Here is a 24995-nt window from a genome sequence, read left to right on the forward strand (position 1 = left end):
GCCCCGCAAGAAGGCCGCCGAGCCGGCGGCAGACGTTGCCCAACCCGTGGCTGCGGTGGCGGAGCTGCCCGTGGTGGCGGCCGAGGTGTCGGCGGCCACGCTGGAGGTGGTGGCTCCGGCGGTGGCGGCTGCCGCGCCCGCCGAAGCTGCGCCGGCCGAAGGTGGCGAGGCCACCGCGCCGGCCGCTGCCGAAGGCGAGGGCGAAAGCGAGGCGGCTGCACGTCCGCGCCGCCGCCGCACGCGCCGCGACAAGCCGGCTGCGGAGGCTGCTGCCGAAGCGTCTGCCGAGGTTGTGCAGGAGAGTGCCGCTGCCGACGTGGCGCCGCAGGCGGCTGAAGCCGCTGCAGCCGAGCCTGCCGTGGCTGTGGCCGACGAGGGCGCCGTGGCGGCTGAGCCGGACGAACAGGTGAAAGAGCCGCGCCGCGAGGGCCGCAACCGCCGCAAGCGCAACGAGCGCCGCAATGCCGAGCAGGCTGCCGCCGCTGCGCCGGCCGAGGGTGGCGACGCCGAAGGCGCCGCGCCCCAGGCGCCGGCCGCCGAGGCCGCACCCGTGGCCCTGCCCGTGCCGGACACGCAGGAGCTGTTCGCGCAGGTGCTCTCCGGCGCCTTCGACGTGGAGCCCGCCGAGGAGGAAGAGGCCGACGCCGGCCCGCAAAAGCGCGTGCTGGCCGCCGAGCCGGATGCGCCCAAGCTGCACAAGGTGCTGGCGCAGGCCGGTGTGGGCTCGCGCCGCGACATGGAGCAGCTCATCGTCGAGGGCCGCATCACCGTCAACGGCGAGCCAGCGCACACCGGGCAGCGCATCTCCTGGGGTGACCGCATCCAGGTGAACGGCAAACCCATCCGCGTGCGCATCGCGCCGCCGCCGGCACGCGTGATCGCCTACCACAAGCCCGTGGGCGAAGTGGTCACGCACGACGACCCGCAGCAGCGCCCCACCGTGTTCCGCCGCCTGCCCAGGCTGCAGCAGGGCAAGTGGCAGTCGGTGGGCCGGCTGGACATCAACACCGAAGGCCTGCTGCTGTTCACCAACTCCGGCGAGCTGGCCAACCAGCTCATGCACCCCCGCTTTGGCGTGGAGCGCGAGTACGCCGTGCGCGTGCTGGGCACGCTGGAGCCGGAAGCGCGCGCCAAGCTGCTCGACGGCGTGGAGATCGAGGGCCAGCCGGCCTGCTTCAAGTCCATCGAGGACGGCGGCGGCGAGGGCGTGAACCACTGGTACCGCGTCGTCATCACCGAGGGCCGCAACCGCGAGGTGCGCAAGCTCTTCGACACCGTGGGCCTGGCCGTGAGCCGGCTCATCCGCATCCGCTACGGCACCGTGGTGCTGCCGCGCGGCTTGAAGCGTGGCACCTGGGTGGACCTGTCCGAGGACGACGTGCGCATCATCCGCCGCCTGGCCCAGGGCCCCGGCAGCGAGCAGCGCCGCGCCGAGGGCGGCGAGCGTGGCGGGGACCGCAACAACGACCGCAACAACGACCGCAACCGCCGCGGCAAGCGCCGTGGCGACAAGCGCGATGGCGCGCCGCTGCCGCAGGAGGGCCGCGCGCCGCGCCGCGAGGGCGACCAGCCGCAGCAGCCGCAGGAAGGGCGTGGTCCGCGCCGCGAGGGCGAGCAGCAGCGCGCCGACCGTGGTGGCGAGCGGGGCGGTGAGCGCAATGACCGCAACCGCCGCGGCAAGCGCGGGCGCGGCGGCGAGGGCGGCCCGCGCGAGGGCGGGCCGCGCGAAGGTGGCGCACGCGAGGGCGGCGCCATTCCCAACCCGCTGCAGCAGACCTACGACAAGCGCGCCATCCAGAGCGAGCGCGCCCGCAGCCGCAGCGCGGACTGGGAAGACGACGACAACCGTCCCATCCCCAACCCGCTGCAGCAGACCTACGACAAGCGCGCGCTGCAGGCCGAGCGCCAGCGCCGCGAGCGCAGCGAGGACGGTCCGATTCCCAACCCGCTGCAACAGACCTACGACAAGCGCTTCGTCCAGAAGGGCCCGGGCGGTGGTGGCGGTGGTGGCGGCTTCGGCCGCAACCGCGGTCCCGGCGGTGGTGGCGGCTTTGGCGGCGGCCCGGGCAACGGCCCGCGCGGCGGCGGCAAGGGCGGCAACCGGGGCGGCAAGGGCGGTGGCGGCGGCGGCGGCGAGCGCCAGCCCGACCCGATGCAGACCTCGGTGGGCTACATCGGCGCCGATGCCTTCCTGCGCGGCAAGGGCCGTGGCGGTGGCGGCCGCGGCGGCCGTGGCGGGCGCTGAGCCCGTCCGCCGTCCCTGACTTCCATCGGCCCGGCTGCCCAGCGCGCCGGCCCGGTGCCTTTGGCACCGGCCTGGCGTGTGCCGGCGCCGACATCCCTGTGTCACGGGCGCCCAAGGGCGCGCCGGTACAATTACGGGCTTTGCCCGCTTCACTTCAAGGAGAAATTCAAATGGCCATCGAACGCACCCTGTCCATCATCAAGCCCGACGCCGTGGCGAAGAACGTGATCGGCCAGATCTACGCCCGCTTCGAAGGCGCCGGCCTGAAGATCGTCGCCTCCAAGATGGCTCACCTGTCGCGCCGCGAGGCCGAGCAGTTCTACGCCGTGCACGCCGCGCGCCCGTTCTTCAAGGACCTGGTGGACTTCATGGTCTCCGGCCCCGTGATGATCCAGGTGCTCGAAGGCGAAGGCGCCATCGCCAAGAACCGTGAGCTCATGGGCGCCACCGACCCCAAGAAGGCCGAGAAGGGCACCATCCGCGCCGACTTCGCCGACAGCATCGACGCCAACGCCGTGCACGGCTCCGACGCTCCCGAAACCGCTGCCGTGGAAGTGGCCTTCTTCTTCCCCGGCATGCAGGTCTTCGGCCGCTGATCCAGGCTGGATACCCCGCGCTTAACGCCTCTACAGGCCCCGCAGCCATGAGCCTCGTCAACCTGCTGGATTTCGACCTCGAAGGCCTCACCGCCTTCTGCGAGGGCCTGGGCGAAAAGCGTTTCAGGGCCGTGCAGCTCTTTCGCTGGATTCACCAGAAGGGAGCTGCCGACTTTGAGCAGATGAGCGACCTCGCCAAGTCGCTGCGCGCCAAGCTCGCCACCCGCGCCGAAGTCCGGCCGCTGGCCGTCATCAGCGAGCAGGCCTCCAGCGACGGCACGGTGAAGTGGCTGTTCGACGTGGGCGGCGGCAACGCGGTGGAAACCGTGTTCATCCCCGAGGAGGACCGCGGCACGCTGTGCGTCTCTTCCCAGGCCGGCTGCGCCGTGGGCTGCCGCTTCTGCTCCACCGGCCATCAAGGCTTCAGCCGCAACCTGAGCACGGGCGAGATCCTGGCCCAGCTCTGGTATGCCGAGCACCATCTGCGCGAACGCCTGAAGCTGGCGCCCACGGAGCGCGCCATCGACAACGTCGTGATGATGGGCATGGGCGAGCCGCTGCAGAACTACGCGGCGCTGGTGCCCGCGCTGCGCACCATGCTCGACGACCACGGCTACGGCCTGTCGCGCCGCCGCGTGACGGTGAGCACCTCCGGCGTCGTGCCCATGATCGAGCGGCTGCGCGAGGATTGTCCGGTGGCGCTGGCCGTGTCGCTGCACGCGCCCAACGACCCGTTGCGCGACGAGCTGGTGCCGCTCAACCGCAAGTACCCGATCGCCGAGCTGCTGGACGCCTGCCACCAGTACCTCAGCGCCGCGCCGCGGGACTTCGTCACCTTCGAATACTGCATGCTCGACGGCGTCAACGACACCGACGAGCACGCCCGCCAGCTCATAGAGCTGGCGCGCCGCAGCCCGCGCAGCGACGGCTCGCGCGGCATCAGCTGCAAGTTCAACCTCATTCCCTTCAACCCCTTCCCGGCTTCGGGGCTCAAGCGCTCGCCGCGCGAGCGGGTGATGGCGTTTGCGCGCGTGCTGGCCGATGCCGGCATCGTCACCACGGTGCGCAAGACGCGCGGTGACGACATCGACGCCGCCTGCGGCCAGCTCGCCGGCGAGGTGCAGGACCGCACGCGCGCGGCCGAGCGCATGACGCGCGCGCCCATCCGCATCCACGCCGCCGCCCCGACCGCGCGCTCCTGAGGCCGCGCGGTCGCCTTTCGACGACGCAGTGCCCGCCGCCATGTCCGCCGCCTTTCCGCGCCTGCTGCTCACCGGCCTGCTGGCCGGCGCCGTGCTGCTGGCCGGCTGCGCCACGACAGCGCCGCAGGGGCAGCAGACGGAAGCGGCACAGCGCCGCGCGCAGGCTCGCCTGGAGCTGGCCTCGGCCTACCTGGAAAACGGCCAGGCGCGCACGGCGCTGGAAGAGGTGGACAAGGCGCTGGCGGCTGACGCCCAATCCGCCCCGGCCCACGACCTGCGCGGTCTGGCGCTGGCCAGCCTGGGGCGCGCGGGCGAGGCGCAGGCCAGCTTCGAGCGCGCGCTGCAGCTGGACGCGCGCGACGCCGGCGCCATGCACAACTTCGGCTGGTTCCTCTGCCAGCAGCAGCGCTGGGACGAGGCCCAAGCCTGGCTGGAGCGCGCCCTGGCGCAGCCCGGCTACGAGGGCGGCGCGCGCAGCCTGCTGGCCTTGGGCGTGTGCCAGGCGCGCGCGCAGCGCTGGGAGGCGGCCGAGCGCAGCCTGACGCTGGCCCTGGAGCGCGATCCGGCGCAGGCCGTCGCGGCGCTGAACCTGGCCGAGGTGCTGCTGCGCCAGGGCCAGGCCGAGCGGGCGCGGGTGCAGTTGCAACGCGTGAGCATCACCAGCGCGCAAGCCGATGCCGCCACGCTGTGGCTGGCCACGCGCATAGAACACCGGCTGGGCCGCCACGCTGCCGTGGAGGCCCTTGGGCGCGAGTTGCGCCAACGCTTTCCGCAAGCGCCGCAGACGCTTGCCCTGGACCAAGGACGTTTTGATGACTGAGCCGAGCGCAACGACCCCGCGCGGTGACTCCCCCGGAACCATGCTGCGCAACGCGCGCCAGCAGCAAGGGCTGGAGCTGGATGCCCTGGCCGCCGCGATCAAGGTGCGGGCCGACAAGCTCGCCGCGCTGGAAGCCGACCACTACGAGCAGTTGCCCGATATGGCGTTCACGCGCGCGCTGGCCAAGACGCTGTGCCGCACGCTCAAGATCGACGCCGCGCCGGTGCTCGCCGGCCTGCCCGCCAGCCTGGACGGCTCGCGGCTGGAGCAGGTGGCCACGGGCCTGAACACGCCTTTCCGCGACCGGCCGGGCCGCCGCGAGGCGCGCGACCTGGGGCCGCTCAAGCGGCCGGTGCTGTGGGTCGTGGCGCTGCTGCTGGTGGGAGCGGCGGCCATCGTCCTGCTGCCGGCGAGCTGGCTCAAGTTGGGCAGTTTCGACTCCGGCAGTGGCGGCAGCGCCGAGGTGGCGACTTCGGCGGCGGCGCCGGCCGCGTCGGGGACGGCCTCGGCCGTGGTGGAAACGGTGTTCGCCTCGCCCACGGCGCCGGCCGCGGTTGATGCTGCGGCGTCAGGCGCCGCACCGGCGGCGGCCACCGAGTCGGCCGGTTTGCTGGTGCTGCGCGCCACGGGCGAAAGCTGGGTGGAGGTGCGCGACGGCACCAATCAACTGCTGCTGTCGCGCGCGCTGCACGCGGGCGAGACGGTCAACCTCGACGGCACGCTGCCGCTGCGCGCCACCATTGGCAATGCCTCGGCCACCTCGGTGAGCTTCCGCGGGCAGGTGCTGGATACGCGGTCACAGACGCGTGACAACGTGGCGCGTCTCGAACTCAAGTGAGCCTCCCAGCCATGCAAACGCCTTTTGAACCCATCAACGTGGCCCAACCCGCCGCCCGCCGCTCGCTGCAGGCGCGCGTGGCGTGGGGCGGCCAGGTGCTGACGCTGGGCAGCGACGCGCCGGTGCGCGTGCAGTCCATGACCAACACCGACACGGTGGACGTGATCGGCACGGCCATACAGGTCAAGGAGCTGGCCTTGGCCGGCTCGGAGCTGGTGCGCATCACGGTGAACACGCCGGAAGCGGCGCAGGCCGTGCCGCACATCCGCGAGCAGTTGGACCGCATGGGCATCAGCGTGCCGCTGGTGGGCGACTTCCACTACAACGGCCACCGCCTCCTGAGCGAGTTCCCGGACATGGCCGCGGCCCTGTCCAAGTACCGCATCAACCCGGGCAACGTGGGCAAGGGCGACAAGCGCGACCGCCAGTTCGCCCAAATGATCGAAGCGGCCCTCAGGCACGACCGCCCGGTGCGCATCGGCGTCAACTGGGGCAGCCTGGACCAGGAGCTGCTGGCCGCGCTCATGGACGAGAACGCGCAGCGCAGCAAACCGTGGGATGGCAAGCAGGTGATGTACCAGGCGCTGGTGCAGTCGGCGCTGTCCTCGGCGGCCTTTGCCGTGGAGATGGGCATGGACCCGGCGCAGGTCATCCTGAGCTGCAAGGTCTCCGGCGTTCAGGACCTGGTGAGCGTGTATCGGGCCCTGGCCGCCCGCTGCAGCCACCCGCTGCACCTGGGCCTGACCGAGGCCGGCATGGGCACCAAGGGCACGGTGGCCTCGGCCGCGGCGCTGTCGCTGCTGCTGCAGGAAGGCATTGGCGACACCATACGCGTGAGCCTCACGCCGCAGCCCGGCGAGCCGCGCACGCAGGAAGTGGTGGTGGCGCTGGAGATCCTGCAGGCACTGGGCCTGCGCGCCTTCAACCCCAGCGTCACGGCCTGCCCGGGTTGCGGACGCACCACCAGCACCACGTTCCAGGAGCTGGCCAAGCAGATCGACGACTTCCTGCGCGCGCAGATGCCCGTGTGGAAGGCCCAGTACCCCGGCGTGGAAAACCTCAAGGTGGCGGTGATGGGATGCATCGTCAACGGCCCCGGCGAGAGCAAGCACGCCGACATCGGCATCAGCCTGCCCGGCACGGGCGAGGCGCCGGCGGCGCCGGTGTTCATCGACGGCGAGAAGGCGCTGACGCTGCGCGGCGAGGGCATCGCCGCGGACTTCCAGAAAATCGTCCAGGACTACATCGAGAAGCGCTTCGGCGCGGTGGCCGCGACCGCCGCTGCCTGAGGCTGCTTGAACTCCTGCGCCGCAGCCCGTGTGGGCCGCGGCGCCACCTCAGCCGCTGTCAACGCAGCGGCACGATCCGACATGGCTGAACAACCGAAGAACAAAGTCGAGCCGCTGCGCGCGGTCAAGGGCATGAACGACATCCTGCCGCCCACTTCCGCGCACTGGGAGTGGTTGGAGGACAAGCTGCGTTCGCTCATGCGCCGCTACGGCTACCTCAACGCGCGCACGCCCATCGTCGAGCCCACGGCGCTGTTCGTGCGCGGGTTGGGCGAGGTCACCGACATCGTGGAGAAGGAGATGTACTCCTTCGAGGACTCCATGAACGGCGACCGGCTGACGCTGCGCCCGGAGAACACCGCCGGCATGGTGCGCGCCGTCAATGAGCACGCGCTGCTGCACGACGGCGGCAAGCGCCTCTTCTACATCGGCCCCATGTTCCGCCACGAGCGGCCGCAAAAGGGGCGCTACCGCCAGTTCCACCAGGCCGGCGCCGAGGCGCTGGGCTACGCCGGGCCGGACGTGGACGCGGAGCTCATCCTCATGTGCCGCGCGCTGTGGCGCGAGCTGGGCCTGGAGGAAGGGCGCGACGTCACGCTGGAGCTCAACAGCCTGGGCCAGCCGGAGGAGCGCAACGCGCACCGCGCGGCGCTGATCGCGCACTTCGAGGCCCATGCCGAGCTGCTGGATGAAGATGCCAAGCGCCGCCTGCACAGCAACCCGCTGCGCATTCTCGACACCAAGAACCCGGCGATGCAGCCGGTGGTGGAGGCGGCTCCCAAGCTCATCGACTACCTGGGTGCCGAGTCGCGCGCGCACTTCGACGGGGTGTGCGCCATCCTGGACGCCGCGGGCCTGGCCTACCGCGTCAACCCGCGCCTGGTGCGCGGCATGGACTACTACAACCTGACCGTCTTCGAGTGGGTGACCACGCGGCTGGGCTCGCAGGGCACGGTGTGCGGCGGCGGGCGCTACGACCCGCTGATCGCGCAACTCGGCGGCAAGCCGGCACCGGCCGTGGGTTGGGCGCTGGGCATGGAGCGGCTGCTGCTGCTGCTGGAAGAGGTGGGCGTGCTGCCGCCGCCGCCGCCGCCGCGCGTGTATGCGGTCATTCCGTCGGCCGCGGTGCTGCCCAAAGCTTTCGTGGCGCTGGAGGCGCTGCGCGCCGCCGGTGTGGCGGCCCTGATGCACCCGGGGCAGGGCAGCATGAAGTCGCAGTTCAAGCGCGCGGATGCGTCCGGCGCGCAGTGGGCGCTGATCTTCGGCGACGAGGAAGTCTCCCGCGGCGAGGTGGCGCTCAAGGCGCTGCGCGCGCTGCCTGACGGCTCGCAGCTGCCCCAGCGCAGCCTGGCGCTGGCGGACGTGGCGGCCTGGGGGCCGCACCTGCTGCACGATAATCCCGCGTTTTGACAGCCCCAAGCTTCATGGCCACCTCACTCGACCTGCAGGAACAGGAACAGATCGACCAGCTCAAGGCGTTCTGGAAGCAGTACGGCAACCTCATCACCTGGATCCTGATTGCGGTGCTGGGCGCATATGCGGCCTGGAACGGCTGGAACTGGTGGCAGCGCGAGCAGGGCTTCAAGGCCGGCGCGCTGTACGGCGAGGTCGAGCGCGCGGCGCAGGCCGGCGAGGCCGACAAGGTCGCGCAGGCTTTCAATGACCTGCGCGAGCGTCACGGCGGCACGACCTACGCCGCCCAGGGCGCGCTGCTGGCAGCCAAGGTGCAGGCCGAGAAGGGCCAGGCCGACGCGGCCCGCGCCACGCTCACCTGGGCCGCGGACAAGGCCGACGGCGACGCCTACCGCGACATCGCCCGGCTGCGCCTGGCGGCGGTGCTGATGGACCAGAAGCAGTACGACGAGGCGATCAAGGCGCTGGACGGCGTCAAGGGCGACGAGTTCAAGCCGCTGGCGGCCGACCGCCGCGGCGACGTGCTGCAACTGCAGGGCAAGCCGGCCGAGGCCAAGGCGGCCTACCAGACGGCTTGGGCCGGGCTGGACGCCGCGGTGGAGTACCGCCAGGTGGTGGACGCCAAGCTCACGGCGCTGGGCGCCGCGCCCGCGCCGGCCGCCTCGGCTTCCGCCGCCAGCGGGGTGGCGCAATGAGCCGCCGCCTGCTGATGGGCGCCGCGCTGGCCGCGGCGGTGCTGGCCGCGGGCTGCGCGTCGAGCAGCCGGCCCAAGCCCGCGCCGCTGGAAAGCTTCAACGCGCAACTGGCGGCCAAGCCGCTGTGGAACACCAGCGTCGGCTCGCTCGACTTCGCGCTCACGCCGGCCGTGCGCGGCAACACGCTGGTGCTGGCGGGCAGCGCAGGCCAGGTGCTGGCGCTGCAGGCCGACAACGGGCGCGAGCTCTGGCGCCTGAATGCCGGCACGCCGCTGTCGGCCGGCGTGGGCAGCGACGGGCGCTTCGCCAGCGTCGTGACCCGCGACAACGAGCTGCTGACCTTCGAAAGCGGCAAGCTGCTGTGGCGCCAGCGCCTGAACACGCGCGTCGTCACGGCGCCGCTGGTGGCGGGCGAGCGGGTGTTCGTTTTGGGCGTTGACCGCGGCGTGCAGGCCTTTGACGCCATCGACGGGCAGCAGTTGTGGAAGCTGCAGCGCCCCGGCGAGCCGCTGACGCTGCTGCAGCCCGGCGTGCTGTCGCCCTTCAAGGACACGCTGCTCGTGGGCCAGGGCCCGCGCCTGGCGGGCGTGGATCCGCTCAAGGGTACGCTGCGCTGGGAAGTGGCCATTGCCGTGCCGCGCGGCACCAACGAGGTCGAGCGCCTGGCGGACCTGGTTGGGCCCGTGCAGCGCGCGGGCGACGTGGTGTGTGCGCGCGCCTTCCAGTCGGCCGTGGGTTGCGTGGACGCGCAGCGCGCCGCGCTGCTGTGGGCCAAGAGCGTCGGCGGCGTCTCGGCCGTGGGCGGCGACGCGCGGCAGGTGTTTGGCGCTGACGCCAGCGACCGCATCAGCGCCTGGAACGCCAAGAGCGGCGAGCTGGCCTGGACCAGCGACAAGTTGTTGAACCGCGACCTGAGTGGCGCGCTGGTGCTGGAGCGGGCCGTCGTGTTCGGCGACGCGCAGGGCTACGTGCACTTCCTGTCGCGCGACTCGGGGCAGACGCTGCAGCGCCTGTCCACCGATAGTTCGGCTGTGGTGGGATCGCCGCTTCGCGTCGGCGACGCAGTGGTTGTGCTTACGCGTAAGGGAGGCGTCTACGCCTTCCGACCTGAATGAGGAAACGTTGATGAAACCCGTGGTGGCCCTGGTGGGCCGACCCAACGTCGGCAAGTCGACGCTGTTCAATCGCATTACCAAGAGCCGCGACGCGATCGTGGCGGACTTCGCCGGGCTCACGCGCGACCGCCACTATGGCGACGCGCGGCTGGGTTCGCGCGAGTTCATCGTCATCGACACCGGCGGCTTCGAGCCGGAGAAGCCCTCCGGCGTGGTGGCCGAGATGGCCAAGCAAACCAAGCAGGCGGTGGCCGAGGCCGACGCCGTGGTCTTCGTGGTGGACCTGCGCAACGGCGTGTCCGGGCAGGACCACGACATCGCCCGCTACCTGCGCCAGTGCAACAAGCGCGTGTTCCTGGCGGTGAACAAGGCCGAGGGCATGTCGGAGTCGCCGCTGCTGGCCGAATTCCACGAACTGGGCATGGGCGAGCCGCATCCCATTTCGTCGGCGCACGGGCAGGGCATCCGCAGCCTGCTGGACGCGGTGCTGGAGAGCTTCGACTTCGGCGACGAGGACGAAGAGCTCAGCGAGGAGGACGTGGCCAACCGGCCCATCCGCCTGGCCGTGGCCGGGCGGCCCAACGTGGGCAAGAGCACGCTGATCAACACCTGGCTGGGCGAGGAGCGGCTGGTCGCCTTCGACATGCCGGGCACGACGCGCGACGCCATCAGCGTGCCCTTCGAGCGCCTGGGCCAGAAGTTCGAGCTGATCGATACGGCTGGCTTGCGCCGCAAGGGCAAGGTGTTCGAGGCGATAGAGAAGTTCTCGGTCGTCAAGACGCTGCAGGCCATTGCCGACGCCAACGTGGTGTTGCTGCTGGTGGACGCCATGCAGGGCGTGAGCGAGCAGGACGCGCACATCGCCGGCTACGTGCTGGACTCCGGCCGCGCGGTGGTTATCGCCATCAACAAGTGGGACGCCGTGGACGCCTACCAGCGCGAGATGGTGGAGCGCTCCATCTCGCAGCGGCTGGCCTTCCTGAAGTTCGCGCCCATCCTGCACATCTCCGCGCTCAAGCGGCAGGGCCTGGGCCCGCTGTGGAAGGCCATTGCCGATGCCCATGCCTCGGCCACGCGCAAGATGCCCACGCCCGTGCTCACGCGGCTGCTGCTCGAAGCGGTCGAGCACCAGGCGCCCAAGCGCGCCGGGCACTTCCGGCCCAAGCTGCGTTACGCGCACCAGGGCGGCATGAATCCGCCGGTGGTGGTGGTGCACGGCAACTCGCTGGAGCACGTCACCGACAGCTACAAGCGCTATCTGGAAGGCCGCATACGCGAGCATTTCAAGCTGGTGGGCACGCCGCTGCGCGTGGAGATGAAGTCTTCGCACAACCCGTTTGTCGACAAGGAGTGAGCAGGCGCTTCTCTGCATCAACCGTGCCGGGCAGGGCCACGCTCCCCTGTGTTAACGTGCAAACTTTCTGGACTTTCATCACGGAGAACACGTGAGCAACAAAGGGCAACTCCTACAAGACCCGTTCCTGAACCTGCTGCGTAAAGAGCACGTGCCGGTGTCGATCTACCTCGTCAACGGCATCAAGCTGCAGGGCCACATCGAGTCCTTCGACCAATATGTGGTCCTGCTGCGTAACACCGTGACGCAGATGGTCTACAAGCACGCGATTTCTACCGTCGTGCCAGGGCGTGCAGTGAACTTCCACGCCCAGGAACAGAACGAAGCTTCCTGACCCGTCGTCATCCCGACGGCGGCCCTTCAAAGCTGCGTTCACCATTACTAACACCTTGAGTTCCGACAACACCGCCGCCGCGCAAGCTGCCTTGCAGCCGGCGCGGGCGGTTCTGGTCGGGGTCGATCTCGGCCCCGCCTCCTCATTCGATCCCACGCTCGACGAACTTGCCCTGCTGGCCGAATCGGCCGGTGACGAGGTCGTTGCGCGCGTGATTGCCCGCCGCAAGGCTCCCGACGCCGCACTTTTTGTAGGCTCGGGCAAGGCCGACGAGATCAAGCTGCTGGTGGACATGCACCAAGCCCAGGGCGTGATCTTCGACCAGGCGCTCAGCCCCGCACAGCAACGCAACCTGGAACGCCACATCGGCGTGCCGGTGGCCGACCGCACGGCGCTGATCCTGGAAATCTTTGGCCAGCGCGCACAAAGCCACGAGGGCAAGCTGCAGGTGGAGCTTGCCCGGCTGCAGTACCTCTCCACGCGGCTGGTGAGGCGCTGGAGCCACCTGGAGCGCCAGCGCGGCGGCATTGGCACCCGCGGCGGCCCGGGTGAAGCCCAGATCGAGCTGGACCGCCGCATGATCGGCGAGCGCATCAAGGCGCTCAAGGTTCGGCTGGACAAGGTCAAGCGCCAGCGCGGCACGCAGCGCCGCGCGCGGGCACGCAGCGGCACCTTCCGCGTGTCGCTGGTGGGCTACACCAACGCGGGCAAATCCACGCTGTTCAACGCGCTGGTCAAGGCGCGGGCTTACGCGGCCAACCAGCTCTTCGCGACGCTGGACACCACCACGCGCTCGCTGTTCCTGGAGCAGGCCGGGCGTGCGGTGTCGCTCTCCGACACCGTGGGCTTCATCCGCGACCTGCCGCACAAGCTGGTCGAGGCTTTCGAAGCCACGCTGCAGGAGGCCGCCGACGCCGACTTGCTGCTGCATGTCGTCGATGCCTCCAGCCCCGTGCTGCAGGAGCAGATGGAAGAAGTGGACCGCGTGCTGGCCGAAATCGGCGCTTCGGACATTCCTCAGGTGTTGGTCTACAACAAGGTCGATGCGCTGCCGCCCTCGCAGCAGCCGCGTCAGGTCGTTGACGCATTGGAGCGCACGCCCGGCGTGCGCACGCCGCGTGTATTCGTCAGCGCGTTGCAGGGGCAGGGACTGGATGCCCTGCGTGACCTGATCGCGCAGGCGGCCACCGGCGCCGATGCAGCGGCCGACCAGACGATGCAGGACGACGGCGGTGACCCCGATGCCGCGGCCGACCTGCTTTCGCCGTCCGAGCCCCAGGCCCGCGACGACGATCACCCTCCTCGATCGATGCAAGCATGAGCATCCACCCTGACACTTCCTTGCCGTCGTCGCCGCTGCGAGCCGTGGCCGGTGCCGCACAGGTCTTGCTGCGACGCCTGGCGCGGCCTCTTTTGATGAGCAACGGCCGCAATGACGGACCGCCTGACCTCGACGAGCTCTGGCGCGACTTCAACCGCAAGCTCTCCAACCTGTTCGGCGGCAAATCGGGAAGGCCAGGCCCGGGCAACGGCGGTGGCAACGACGGCGGGCCGTCGTTCCAGCCCGACATGAAGAGCGCGGGCATCGGTGCCGGCCTGATTGCCGGCGTGGTGCTACTGATCTGGCTGGGCAGCGGCGTTTTCATCGTCCAGGAAGGCCACCAGGCCGTGGTGACCTCCTTCGGCCGCTACGCCTACACCTCCGACGCCGGTATTCAATGGCGCTTTCCGTATCCCTTCCAGGCGCACGAGACGGTGCCCGTGACGCAGCTGCGCTCGGTGGAAGTAGGCCGCAACACCGTGGTGCAGGCCACGGGGCTGCGTGACTCATCCATGCTCACGCAGGACGAGAACATCGTCGATATCCGCTTTACCGTGCAGTACCGGCTCAAGGATGCGCGCGCCTACCTGTTCGAGAACCGCAACGCCGACGAGGCCGTGGTGCAGGCCGCGGAGTCGGCGGTGCGCGAGATCGTGGGCCGCAGCAAGGTGGACTCCGTGCTGTACGAGCAGCGCGACGCGGTGGCGCAGGATCTGGTGAAGTCCATCCAGAGCCAGCTCGACCGGCTCAACGCCGGCATCGTGGTGGCCAACGTCAACATGGGCAGCGTCCAGGTGCCTGAGCAGGTGCAGGCCGCGTTCAACGACGCCGTCAAGGCCGGCGCCGACCGCGACCGCTTCAAGAACGAAGGCCAGGCCTACGCCAGCGACGTCATTCCCAAGGCCCAGGGCACGGCCGCGCGGCTGCGCCAGGAAGCAGAGGGTTATCGTTCCCGCGTGGTGGCACAGGCTGAGGGCGATGCGCAGCGCTTCCGCTCGGTGCTCACCGAGTACCAGAAGGCGCCGGGCGTGACGCGTGACCGCCTCTACATCGACACCATGCAGCAGGTGCTCAACAACGTCAGCAAGGTGCTGGTGGACAGCCGCAGCGGCTCCAACCTGCTGTACCTGCCGCTGGACAAGCTGATGCAGCAGGCCAGCGCTCCAACGGCCGTGACGCCGCCGCCCGGCTCCAATGTGCCTTCACCCGATGCCAGCAGCGCCAGCACGGCAGCCGGCAACGTGGCCGACGTGCGCTCTCGCGACAACGCCCGCGGCCGCGAGCGTGAAAGCCGCTGATCGCGGCAGGAATGAGACAACAACACAATGAACCGCATCGGACTCATCGTGGCCAGCGCGCTTATCGCGCTGATGCTGGCAGCCTCGACCCTGTTCATCGTCGATCAACGCCAGTTGGCGGTGGTGTACGCGCTGGGTGAAATCAAGGAAGTCATCACCACGCCGGGGCTCAAGGTCAAGCTGCCGCCGCCGTTCCAGAACGTGGTGTTCCTCGACCGGCGCATCCAGACGCTGGACAGCCCGGAAAGCCGCCCCATCTTCACCGCCGAGAAGAAAAGCCTGGTGATCGATTGGCTGGTGAAGTGGCGCATCGCCGAGCCGCGCCAGTTCATCCGCAACAACGGCACCGACATCCGCAACCTGGAGAACCGGCTCGCGCCCGTGGTGCAGGCGGCCTTCAACGAGGAAGTGACCAAGCGCAGCGTCAGCGGCGTGCTGGCCACCGAGCGCGAGCGCGTGATGCAGGACGTGCGCTCGCGGCTGACGGACGACGCCAAGGCCTTCGGCATCGAGATCGTGGACGTGCGCGTCAAGCGCGTGGATTTCGTGGCCGACATCACGGATGCGGTCTATCGCCGCATGGAATCCGAGCGCAAGCAGGTGGCCAACGAGTTGCGTTCCACGGGCGCGGCCGAGGCCGAGCGCATCCGCGCCGATGCCGACCGCCAGCGCGAGGTGATCGTGGCCGAGGCCTACCGTGATGCCCAGAAGATCAAGGGCGAAGGCGATGGCCAGGCGTCGGCGCTGTACGCCGACGCCTTTGGCCGCGACCCGCAGTTCGCCCAGTTCTATCGGAGCCTGGAGGCCTACCGCGCCAGCTTCCGTCAGAAAAGCGACGTGATGGTGCTGGATCCCTCCAGCGACTTCTTCCGGGCCTTGCGAGGTTCCGGTGGAGGCGGTGGCGCCGCGGCGCCCGCGGCAGCGCCTTCGCGCCGTTGAAGACGCCTCCATGACTTCGCCGCCGGCCTTCGCGCCGGCGGTTGCGTTTTTGCGCTGGAACCGGGGCATACCCGGCCGCGGTTGCGGGGCTGAGTACAATCCCGTTTTTAATCCCCGCCTGTTTTTCCATGTCCTCTGCCTGGCTGCTGCCTGAGCACATCGCCGATGTGCTGCCTTCCGAGGCGCGGCGTATCGAGGAGCTGCGTCGGGGTCTGCTGGACATGGCGCGCAGCTACGGCTTCGAGCTGGTGATGCCACCGCTGCTGGAGCACCTGGAGTCGCTGCTCTCGGGCACCGGCCATGCGCTGGACCTGCAGACCTTCAAGCTCATCGATCAGCTCAGCGGTCGCACGCTGGGCGTGCGCGCCGACACCACGCCGCAGGTGGCGCGCATCGATGCGCACCTGCTCAATCGCGCTGGCGTGACCCGCCTTTGCTACTGTGGTCCGGTGCTGCACACGCGTCCCGCGAGTCCGCGCGCCACGCGCGAGCCGCTGCAGTTCGGTGCCGAGATCTATGGCCACGCCGGCCTGGAAGCCGATCTGGAGATCGTGGAGCTGGCGCTGGACGGCCTGCGTGCCGCCGGCGTCGAGGCACCCGTGCTGGACTTGGGCGACGCACGCATCGTGCGCGCCCTGCTGCAGGACGTGGAGCGTTCGCACCAGGATGAGCTCGCCGCCGCGCTGGCCCGCAAGGACGCCGCCGCGCTGCATGCGCTCACTGACGGCCTGCCCGCCGCTACCGCACGCGCGTTGCGCGCGCTGGCCCAGCTCTACGGCGGTGCCGAAGTGCTTGAAACGGCGCGCACGCTGCTGCCTGACGTGCCCGCCATACGCGCCGCGCTGGACGACCTCGCCTGGTTGTCCACGCACGTGCAGCGCACGCATGAACAGGTGCGCCTGGGTTTTGATTTGGGCGATACCGGCGCGCATGCCTACTACAGCGGTTCGCGCTTTGCCATCTATGGCAACGGCGCCAGTGACGCGCTTGCGCGTGGCGGCCGCTACGACGAGGTGGGCGCGGTGTTCGGCCGCAACCGTCCCGCCGTGGGTTTCAGCCTGGACCTCAAGGCCCTGGCTGAACGCACCGCGCCGGCACCCGCACGCTCAGCCGTGCGTGCGCCCTGGGGCGAGGCGCAGGCGTTGCGCGAGGCCGTGCGCGGCCTGCGCCGCCAGGGTGAAACCGTGCTGTGCGTGCTGCCGGGGCACGAGCACGAAGGGCAGGAGTTCGACTGCGACCGCGAGCTGGTCGAGGTCAATGGTCAATGGGTGTTGCGCGCCCTCTAAGGGTCAGCGTGCTCACCGTTCAACGCAAGTCAAGATGGCACAAGTGAATCCTTCCGCCGTGCGCGGGCGCAACGTGGTCGTGGTCGGCACCCAGTGGGGCGACGAAGGCAAGGGCAAGGTCGTGGACTGGCTCACCGATCACGCCCAGGGCGTGGTGCGCTTCCAGGGCGGCCACAACGCCGGCCACACGCTGGTGATCAAGGGCGTCAAGACGGCGCTGCAGCTCATCCCGTCGGGCATCATGCGCGACGGCGTGGCCTGCTACATCGGCAATGGCGTGGTGGTCGATCCGGCGCACCTGCTGTCGGAAATCGAGCGGCTGGAAAAGGCGGGGCTGGACGTGCGCTCACGCCTGTTCATCAGCGAGTCCTGCCCGCTGATCCTGCCTTTCCATGTGGAAGTGGACCGCGCCCGCGAGGCGCTGCGCGAAAGCAGCGGCAGCGGCAAGATCGGCACCACCGGCAAGGGCATCGGCCCGGCCTATGAAGACAAGGTGGCCCGCCGCGCGCTGCGCGTGCAGGACCTGAAGCATCCGCAGCGCTTCGAGAAAAAGCTGCGCGATCTGTTGACGCTGCACAACGAGGCGCTGGCGGGTCACCTCAAGGGCCAGCCGCTGGAGTTCCAGCCCATTTTCGACCAAGCCATGAAGCTGGCCGAGGTGCTCAAGCCCATGATGGCCGACGTGGGCTACCGCGTGCATGCCGCCAACGGCGCGGGCGCCAACATTCTGTTCGAGGGCGCGCAGGGCACGCTGCTGGACATCGATCACGGCACCTATCCCTTCGTGACCTCCAGCAACTGCGTGGCCGGCAATGCCGCTGCGGGTGCCGGCGTGGGTCCGGACCAACTGCACTACATCCTGGGCATCACCAAGGCCTACACCACGCGCGTGGGCTCGGGTCCGTTCCCGACGGAGCTGTCCATCGACGACGAGGGCAGTGTGGGCCACCACCTCTCCACCGTGGGCCAGGAGCGCGGTACCGTTACCGGCCGCGCCCGTCGCTGCGGCTGGCTGGATGCGGCAGCGCTCAAGCGCTCGGTCATCATCAACGGCATCTCCGGCCTTTGCATCACCAAGCTCGACGTGCTCGACGGCCTCGAAGAGATCAAGGTGTGCACGGGCTACGAGCTGCACGGCCAGCGTGTGGACATCCTGCCTCTGGATGCCGACGACATCGCCGACTGCGTGCCCGTGTACGACAGCTTCCCCGGCTGGACCGAATCCACCTTCGGCGTGACCGAATGGGACAAGCTGCCCGAGAACGCCCGCGCTTATCTGCAGCGCGTGCAAGCGCTCATCGGCGCGCCCATCGACATGGTCTCCACCGGCCCGGACCGTGAGCACACCATCGTGCTGCGCCACCCCTACCAGCGCTGAACAGCCAGCAAGGACCACCATGCTCACTGACGACGGCAAGCATCTCTACGTTTCCTGGGACGAATACCACCTGCTCACCGAGCGCCTGGCGCTGAAGGTGGCGGCTTCCGGTTGGGAATTCGACCAGATTCTGTGCCTGGCCCGCGGTGGCCTGCGCCCGGGCGACGTGCTCTCGCGCGTGTTCGACAAGCCCCTGGCCATCATGTCCACGAGTTCCTACCGTGACGAAGGCGGCACGCTGCAGGGCCGCCTGGACATGGCCAAGTACATCACCATGCCCAAGGGTGAGCTCGCCGGCCGCGTACTGCTTGTGGACGATCTGGCGGACTCCGGCGTCACGCTGCAGGCGGTGGTGGAGCGGCTGCGCGGCATCCCGGCCATCAAGGAACTGCGCTCGGCTGTGATCTGGACCAAGGGCGTGTCCTGCTACACGCCGGACTACTACGTCGAGCTGCTGCCCACGAGCCCGTGGATCCACCAGCCCTTCGAGGAATACGACAACCTGCGCCCCGACGGCCTGGCCCGCAAGTTCGCGGTTTGACGCCTACGGCAACGCTCATTGGTAAAACGGCCTGCAATTGCAGGCCGTTTTTTCATGTTGGGTGGCAAGAAGCAATGACTGTGTTGGTTGCCGGTGAGGCACGCCAATTGCCCTGGTTGCGCTGGCAACTGCAGAAAACACAAGTGCCGGCAACGAAAAGTCCAACAAAAAAGGCCGGCGCATTGCGCCGGCCTTTATGATGATTTGGTGCCCAGGAGAGGACTCGAACCTCCACGGAGTTACCCGCTAGTACCTGAAACTAGTGCGTCTACCAATTCCGCCACCTGGGCTTTGTTTCCGTCGTTTCGAAAACAGCAGAGATTCTATCATCAAAACAAAACAGAACGCAAATCCGGGCCTCGGCGCGGCGCTCATGAGCGAAGTCGAGGGTGTAGTGCAAGGCCATCGCGATGGCCACGGCTTCTTGTTGCGCCAGGGAGAAGGCGACGTCTATCTCTCGCCGCAGGAGATGCGCTCGGTGCTGCATCGCGACCGCGTGCGCGTGCGCATCGTGCGCTACGACCGCAAGGGCCGGCCGGAAGGCCGGGTACTGGAGATACTGGAGCGCAGGCGCACGCCCATCATCGGCCGCCTTCTGCATGAGAACGGGGTCTGGCTGGTGGCGCCTGAGGACAAGCGCTACGGGCAGGACATCCTCATTCCCAAGAACGCCACGGGCAGCGCCACGGCGGGGCAGGTGGTGGCCATAGAGCTCACCGAGGAACCTTCGATGTACTCGCAGCCGGTGGGCCGCGTCACCGAGGTGCTCGGCGAGATCGACGATCCGGGCATGGAGATCGAGATCGCGGTGCGCAAGTACGAGGTGCCGCACCGCTTCTCGCCTGAGACGCTGGCGCAGGCGGCGGCCTTGCCGGAGAAGCTCAGGCCTGCGGATCGTCGCCACCGCATCGACCTCACCGACGTGCCGCTGGTCACCATAGACGGCGAGGATGCGCGCGACTTCGACGATGCCGTCTACTGCGAGCCGCATGCCGCGGGACGCGGCAAGAGCGCCTTCAAAGGCTGGCGCTTGATCGTGGCCATTGCCGACGTGAGCCACTACGTCAAGCCCGGCGAGGCGCTGGACGAGGATGCTTACGAGCGGGCGACGTCCGTCTACTTCCCGCGCCGGGTCATTCCCATGCTGCCGGAGAAGCTCTCCAACGGGCTGTGCTCGCTCAACCCGCTGCAGGAACGGCTGTCCATGGTGTGCGACATGCTCGTGCGCGAGGACGGCGAGCTGCATGCCTACCAGTTCTTTCCCGCGGTGATCTGTTCGCATGCGCGGCTGACCTATACCGAGGTTGCTGCCATCCTGAGCAACACGCGCGGTCCTGAAGCCGGGCGCCGCGCGGACCTGGTGCCGCACCTGCTTCACCTGCACGAGGTGTACCGCGCGCTGCTCAAGCGCCGCGGCAGCCGTGGCGCAGTGGACTTCGACACCACCGAGACGCAGATCGTGTGCGATGCCAATGGCCGCATCGAGAAAATCGTGCCGCGCGTGCGCACCGAGGCGCACCGGCTGATCGAGGAGGCCATGCTGGCGGCCAACGTCTGCGCCGCCGACTTCATCGGCCACCACAAACATCCGGCGCTGTACCGCGTGCACGAAGGGCCCACGCCTGAAAAGCGCGTGACGCTGCAGAACTACCTGCGCGCGCTGGGGTTGGGTTTGAGCGTCAGCGACGAGCCCACGCCCGGCGAGTTCGCCGCGATTGCCGCGGCGACCAAGGACCGCCCGGATGCGCAGCAGATCCACACCATGCTGCTGCGCTCCATGCAGCAGGCCATCTACACGGCCACCAACTCCGGCCACTTCGGCCTGGCCTACGAGGCCTATACCCACTTCACCAGCCCCATACGCCGCTACCCCGACCTGCTGGTGCATCGCGTCATCAAGGCGCTGCTGGCGGGCAAGCGCTACCGCATCGCCAGCGGCGCGCTGGAGGAGGCTCCCAAGGCCCGTGCGGCCGGCAAGCAGGCCAAGGGACATTCGCAGGAAATGGAGATGTGGGAAGGCGCCGGTGCGCACTGCAGCGCTAACGAGCGCCGTGCCGACGAGGCCTCCCGCGACGTCGAAGCCTGGCTCAAGTGCCGCTACATGCGCGACCGCTTGGGCGAGGAGTTCAGCGGCACGGTGACTGCCGTCACCAGCTTCGGCTTGTTCGTCACGCTGGACGCGCTCTACGTCGAAGGCCTGGTGCACATCACTGAGTTGGGCGGCGAGTACTTCCGCTATGACGAGGCGCGCCAGGAACTGCGCGGCGAGCGCACCGGCGTGCGCTATGTCGTGGGCTCACGGGTGCGGGTGCAGGTCAGCCGCGTGGACCTGGACGGCCGCCGCATTGATTTCCGTCTTGTGCACGAAGGCGCCGAGGCTCGCGTGACCGGTCGGCGAGGCGTGCAGGGTAAGGCGGTGGAGGGTGAGACGCGTGGCGGACGCGGACGCCGCAACCGCAAGGGCGGCGAGACGCCGCGTTCTGCGGCGCAGGATGTCGCTGGTGCCGAGTTGGCGGACATGCCTTCCGCGGATACGCCGCCGCTGGACCGCCCGCATGCCACGACGCCCATGGGGCAAGGCTTTGGTGCCGATGGCGATGAGCCCGGTGCCGATCAGCCGCTTTCCGCTGTCGAACAGTTGGAAGCGCTCAAGGAGGAAAGCCGCGCCCACAAGGCCGCCGCGCGCACGGCGCGCAAGAGCGGGGCGCGCAAGAGTGCGGCCCGCAAGACGGCCGCCGCCAAATCGGCTGCCAAGTCCGCCGCCCGCAAGAGCAAGGCGCGGAGTTGATGAATGCCCGGCGGCGCGGTGCGTCGCCGGCGTTCGCCGCCTTGGCTGGACGTTGATGCCGAGAACCTGCCTGGCGGGCTTCACGCCAGGCGTTGCATGGCACCAATCAAATCCAGTGCCAGCAGCGGGCCGTGCTGCGCATGGGCGTCGGCGGCCGCGCCGTGAAGCTGCACGGTGGCTGCCACCAGCGCCTGCAGCGATGTGCCGCCGCCGGCATGCGTGCTCCATTGCCCGGTGATCCAGCCCGCCAGCACGTCCCCCGTGCCCGGGCTCGCCAGCGCCGCGTTGCCCGTGGCGTTGACGTAAGGCAGCGCACCAGGAGCAGCCACCACGGAGCCCGACCCTTTGAGGACGACCACGGCCTTCAAATCGTCAGCGAGCCGTTGGGCGGCAGACAAGCGGTCGGCCTGTACCTGCGCCGCGGTGCAGTCCAGCAGGCGGGCGGCTTCCAAGGGGTGTGGCGTCAGCACCGTGGCCTGGCCGCGGCCGTCGCGCTCGCGCAGGGCCGTGGCCAGTGACCCGTCCGCAGCCAGGGCATTGAGGCCGTCGGCGTCGATCACCAGCCGCGCAGCCTGCTCCAGCAGCGGCGGCAAGGTGGCGGCTGCGGCCTTGCCGCCGCCGCAACCGCACAGCACGGTCGCGGTACCCAGGCGTTCGGCACCGGCATTCCAGAGCGCGTCGCGCTGCATCAGCTCCGGCCGGGTCGGGTCCAGCGGCATGGAGCCTTCCAGCAGGCTGAGGTAGACGCGGCCGGCGCCCGCGGACAGTGCCGCGCGCGCCGCCAGCAGCGCCGCGCCGTGCATGCCCAGCGCACCGGCGACGATGAAGGCATCGCCGTAACTGCCCTTGTGCTGCGCATGGCCGCGCGGCGTGCGCATGGCCATGTGCAGGGCGCGGCCGGCCAGCCAGGCCTGGGGCGGCTCGTCGTCCTGCACGTCCAGGGGTGCGAGCCAGATGCGGCCGCAGTGGGCGCGCCCGACGCCGGTGAACAGGCCCGCCTTGAGGTTGAGCATGGTCAGCGTGTCCGTGGCCTGGGCCACGGCGGCGCCGGCCGTGGCGCCGGTGCCGGCGTCCAGCCCTGACGGCACGTCCACCGCCAGCCGCGTGCCCTCAATGGCGTTGAAGCCGTGCACGGCCTGCGCCATGGCACCTTCGATGGGGCGGGCGCTGCCTATGCCCAGCAGTCCGTCCAGCGCGAGTGCGCAGCCGTGCGGCGCGGCCGGGTCGTTGAGCAGGATGTTCGCGCCGGCATCGCGGGCTCGCTGCAGCGACTGCGCCGCCGCGGGCACGATGGTTTGCCCGTCGCGCGCAAACACGCTGGCCGTCACGCAGCGGCCGCTGCGTGCCAGGTGGAAAGCGGCTTCCAGCGCGTCGGCGCCGTTGTGTCCCGGGCCGGCCAGCACCCAGCAGTGGCGCGCGTGCGGCGCCAGTGCCAGAGCCAGTCGCGCCGTGGACAGGCCCGCGCGCGCCACCAGCGTGCCCGGCGGTACGGCGGCCAGCGCGCGTTGCTCCAGGCGCCGCGTGGCGCTCAGGTCGTGCAAAGGGAAATCGTGGTCCGGGACGGTGATGGCTTGCATGGCGCGGCGCAGGCTAGCCCAAGCGGTGCAGGGGGGCAACGGTCGGCGAGCGCTGTGCGCAGGTGCTACAATCTTCGGGTTTTTCCCCAGCCGGCCATGGTGGCCGGTTGCGTGGCGGAAAACGACTCGCGATGCCGGCGATCCAAGGTGCTCCTCAGGGGTGTTTGATGCCCCCGTGCAGGGGTTCGCGCCGGCTTCAAGACCCAACCTTTTGGAGAACTTCCATGTCCGTCAGCATGCGTGAAATGCTGGAAGCCGGTGTGCATTTCGGCCACCAGACCCGCTTCTGGAACCCCAAGATGGCTCCGTACATCTACGGCCATCGCAACAAGATTCACATCATCAACCTCGAAAAGACGCAGCCGCTGTTCGAGGAAGCGATGAAGTTCGTGCGCAATCTGTCGTCCAAGCGCGGCACCGTCCTGATGGTCGGCACCAAGCGCCAGGCTCGCGACATCGTCGCCCTGGAAGCCCAGCGCTGCGGCATGCCCTTTGTTGACCAGCGTTGGCTGGGCGGCATGCTGACCAACTTCAAGACGGTCAAGGGCTCGCTGAAGAAGCTCAAGGACATGCAGGCTCAAGTCGAAGCCGGCACGCAGCCTTCGATCAAGAAGGAAGCCCTGATGTTCCAGCGCGAGATCGCCAAGCTGGAAAAGGACATCGGCGGCATCGGTGATCTGGCCGCGCTGCCGGACGCCCTGTTCGTGATCGACGTGGGCTACCACAAGATCGCCGTGGCCGAAGCCAAGAAGCTGGGCATTCCGGTGGTGGGCGTGGTGGACACCAACCACTCGCCGGACGGCATCGACTACGTGATCCCGGGCAACGACGACTCGGCCAAGGCCGTGGCGCTGTACGCCCGCGCCGTGGCTGACGCGGTGCTGGAAGGCAAGGCCAACGCCACCAACGAGCTGGTGCAGGCCGTGTCCAGCGGCGGCGACGAATTCGTCGAGGTCCAGGCCGAGGCCTGATCGATCACGCGCCGGATGCGACCGGCCTGACGAAGGGGGCTGCTTTCAGCCCCCTTTTCACAATCACTGGAGATTCATATGCCCGCAATTACCGCAAGCATGGTCGCCGCGCTGCGTGCCAAGACCGACGCGCCGATGATGGAGTGCAAGAAGGCGCTGACCGAAGCTGACGGCGACATGGACCGCGCTGAAGAGATCCTGCGCGTCAAGCTCGGCAACAAGGCCGGCAAGGCCGCCTCGCGCGTGACCGCCGAAGGCGTCGTGGCCGCTGCCGTCAACGGCAACGTCGGCGCGCTGGTCGAAGTCAACTGCGAAACCGACTTCGTCACCAAGAACGATTCCTTCCTGGCCCTGGCCAAGAGCATTGCCGGCCTGATCGCCGAGCACAACCCGGCCGACGTGGAAGCCATCGGCGCGCTGCCGCTGGACCAGGACGGCTTCGGCCCCACCGTGGAAGACGTGCGCAAGGGCCTGATCGGCAAGATCGGCGAGAACATGTCCATCCGCCGCTTCAAGCGCTACGCGGACGGCGGCAAGCTGGCCTCGTACCTGCACGGCACGCGCATCGGTGTGATCGTGGAATTCGAAGGCGACGAAGTGGCGGCCAAGGACGTGGCCATGCACGTGGCGGCCATGAAGCCCGCGGCCCTCTCCGGTGCCGAAGTGGCGCCTGAGCTGGTCGAGAAGGAGCGCAAGATCGCCGCCGAGAAGGCTGCCGAGAGCGGCAAGCCCGCCGAGATCGTGGCCAAGATGGTCGAAGGCTCGGTGCAGAAGTTCCTCAAGGAAGTCTCGCTGCTGGACCAGGTTTTCGTGAAGGCCGCCGACGGCAAGCAGACCGTGGGCGCGATGCTCAAGGAAAAGCAGACCACGGTGAAGGGCTTCACGCTGTACGTCGTGGGCGAGGGCATCGAGAAGAAGGTCGACGACTTCGCCGCCGAAGTGGCCGCGCAGGTCGCCGCCGCCAAGGGCCAGTAAGTCGGCCCACTGCGCCTGCC

General features: G+C 69.2%; 21 protein-coding genes and 1 tRNA gene. 20 read left to right on the forward strand and 2 right to left on the reverse strand.

From position 1 onward, the window contains the following. The 17 genes from SM757_RS21580 to SM757_RS21660 all read left to right on the forward strand — a co-directional run. On the forward strand, window positions 1–2245 hold a 2245-nt coding region (locus tag SM757_RS21580; protein ID WP_322466989.1), incomplete at its 5' end, for a pseudouridine synthase. Window positions 2246–2415: 170 nt separating this feature from the next. Then, window positions 2416–2841 (forward strand): nucleoside-diphosphate kinase, encoded by a 426-nt coding sequence (gene ndk / locus SM757_RS21585; protein ID WP_066335263.1) that lies wholly within the window; start codon window positions 2416–2418, stop codon window positions 2839–2841. 47 nt (window positions 2842–2888) lie between these two features. Then, window positions 2889–4043 carry a 23S rRNA (adenine(2503)-C(2))-methyltransferase RlmN gene (gene rlmN, locus SM757_RS21590; protein WP_322466990.1) on the forward strand — a complete coding sequence of 385 codons (1155 nt, stop codon included), beginning with the start codon at window positions 2889–2891 and terminating at the stop codon, window positions 4041–4043. Between the two features lie 40 nt (window positions 4044–4083). Then, window positions 4084–4863 carry a type IV pilus biogenesis/stability protein PilW gene (pilW, locus tag SM757_RS21595; protein WP_322466991.1) on the forward strand — a complete coding sequence of 260 codons (780 nt, stop codon included), beginning with the start codon at window positions 4084–4086 and terminating at the stop codon, window positions 4861–4863. Further along, the gene (locus tag SM757_RS21600; RefSeq protein ID WP_322466992.1) at window positions 4856–5701 is read left to right on the forward strand and encodes a helix-turn-helix domain-containing protein; all 846 of its coding nucleotides are present in this window, start codon (window positions 4856–4858) and stop codon (window positions 5699–5701) included. The genes pilW and SM757_RS21600 overlap by 8 nt, the downstream gene beginning before the upstream one ends. An 11-nt stretch (window positions 5702–5712) precedes the next feature. After that, window positions 5713–6990, forward strand: coding sequence for a flavodoxin-dependent (E)-4-hydroxy-3-methylbut-2-enyl-diphosphate synthase (gene ispG, locus SM757_RS21605; protein WP_322466993.1), 1278 nt, complete (start codon window positions 5713–5715; stop codon window positions 6988–6990). Between the two features lie 81 nt (window positions 6991–7071). After that, window positions 7072–8400, forward strand: a complete 1329-nt coding sequence (gene hisS / locus SM757_RS21610; protein ID WP_322466994.1) for a histidine--tRNA ligase — start codon at window positions 7072–7074, stop codon at window positions 8398–8400. 14 nt (window positions 8401–8414) lie between these two features. Next, window positions 8415–9098, forward strand: coding sequence for a YfgM family protein (locus SM757_RS21615; RefSeq protein WP_066335247.1), 684 nt, complete (start codon window positions 8415–8417; stop codon window positions 9096–9098). After that, on the forward strand, window positions 9095–10213 hold the full coding sequence (bamB, locus tag SM757_RS21620; RefSeq protein ID WP_322466995.1) for an outer membrane protein assembly factor BamB: 1119 nt from the start codon (window positions 9095–9097) through the stop codon (window positions 10211–10213). The genes SM757_RS21615 and bamB overlap by 4 nt, the downstream gene beginning before the upstream one ends. Window positions 10214–10223: 10 nt before the next feature. Next, a complete protein-coding gene (gene der, locus SM757_RS21625) occupies window positions 10224–11567 on the forward strand; it encodes a ribosome biogenesis GTPase Der (protein ID WP_322466996.1) in 1344 nt (447 codons plus the stop codon). Between the two features lie 91 nt (window positions 11568–11658). Beyond that, window positions 11659–11901 carry an RNA chaperone Hfq gene (hfq, locus tag SM757_RS21630; protein WP_028999187.1) on the forward strand — a complete coding sequence of 81 codons (243 nt, stop codon included), beginning with the start codon at window positions 11659–11661 and terminating at the stop codon, window positions 11899–11901. A gap of 55 nt (window positions 11902–11956) precedes the next feature. Then, complete coding sequence (gene hflX, locus SM757_RS21635; protein ID WP_084267385.1) at window positions 11957–13222, forward strand: GTPase HflX; 1266 nt, start codon at window positions 11957–11959, stop codon at window positions 13220–13222. Between the two features lie 95 nt (window positions 13223–13317). Further along, window positions 13318–14520, forward strand: a complete 1203-nt coding sequence (gene hflK, locus SM757_RS21640) for an FtsH protease activity modulator HflK (RefSeq protein WP_322467024.1) — start codon at window positions 13318–13320, stop codon at window positions 14518–14520. Between the two features lie 27 nt (window positions 14521–14547). Further along, window positions 14548–15459, forward strand: coding sequence for a protease modulator HflC (hflC, locus tag SM757_RS21645; RefSeq protein ID WP_066335235.1), 912 nt, complete (start codon window positions 14548–14550; stop codon window positions 15457–15459). Window positions 15460–15587: 128 nt separating this feature from the next. Then, window positions 15588–16745 (forward strand): ATP phosphoribosyltransferase regulatory subunit, encoded by a 1158-nt coding sequence (locus SM757_RS21650; protein ID WP_322466997.1) that lies wholly within the window; start codon window positions 15588–15590, stop codon window positions 16743–16745. A 43-nt stretch (window positions 16746–16788) separates the two neighbouring features. Beyond that, window positions 16789–18123, forward strand: coding sequence for an adenylosuccinate synthase (locus SM757_RS21655; RefSeq protein WP_238455745.1), 1335 nt, complete (start codon window positions 16789–16791; stop codon window positions 18121–18123). A 19-nt stretch (window positions 18124–18142) separates the two neighbouring features. Further along, entirely contained in the window at window positions 18143–18664 is a 522-nt protein-coding gene (locus SM757_RS21660; RefSeq protein ID WP_028999182.1) for a phosphoribosyltransferase, read from the forward strand. 205 nt (window positions 18665–18869) lie between these two features. Here the strand turns inward: SM757_RS21660 and SM757_RS21665 are convergent. Further along, window positions 18870–18954 (reverse strand) — tRNA-Leu (locus tag SM757_RS21665). 83 nt (window positions 18955–19037) lie between these two features. On the opposite strand from SM757_RS21665, the gene rnr reads away from it, so the two are divergent. Beyond that, window positions 19038–21452, forward strand: a complete 2415-nt coding sequence (gene rnr / locus SM757_RS21670; RefSeq protein ID WP_066335222.1) for a ribonuclease R — start codon at window positions 19038–19040, stop codon at window positions 21450–21452. Between the two features lie 80 nt (window positions 21453–21532). Here the strand turns inward: rnr and SM757_RS21675 are convergent, their stop codons facing one another. Then, window positions 21533–23029, reverse strand: a complete 1497-nt coding sequence (locus SM757_RS21675) for an NAD(P)H-hydrate dehydratase (protein ID WP_322466998.1) — start codon at window positions 23027–23029, stop codon at window positions 21533–21535. 224 nt (window positions 23030–23253) lie between these two features. On the opposite strand from SM757_RS21675, the gene rpsB reads away from it, so the two are divergent. Continuing rightward, window positions 23254–24000: a 30S ribosomal protein S2 gene (gene rpsB, locus SM757_RS21680; RefSeq protein ID WP_066335215.1), complete on the forward strand. Its 747-nt coding sequence runs from the start codon at window positions 23254–23256 to the stop codon at window positions 23998–24000. Window positions 24001–24078: 78 nt separating this feature from the next. Continuing rightward, window positions 24079–24975 (forward strand): translation elongation factor Ts, encoded by an 897-nt coding sequence (gene tsf / locus SM757_RS21685; protein WP_322466999.1) that lies wholly within the window; start codon window positions 24079–24081, stop codon window positions 24973–24975. The last annotated feature ends 20 nt before the right edge of the window (window positions 24976–24995 follow it).

Source organism: Azohydromonas lata, assembly GCF_034427735.1.
Classification (GTDB): domain Bacteria; phylum Pseudomonadota; class Gammaproteobacteria; order Burkholderiales; family Burkholderiaceae_C; genus Azohydromonas; species Azohydromonas lata.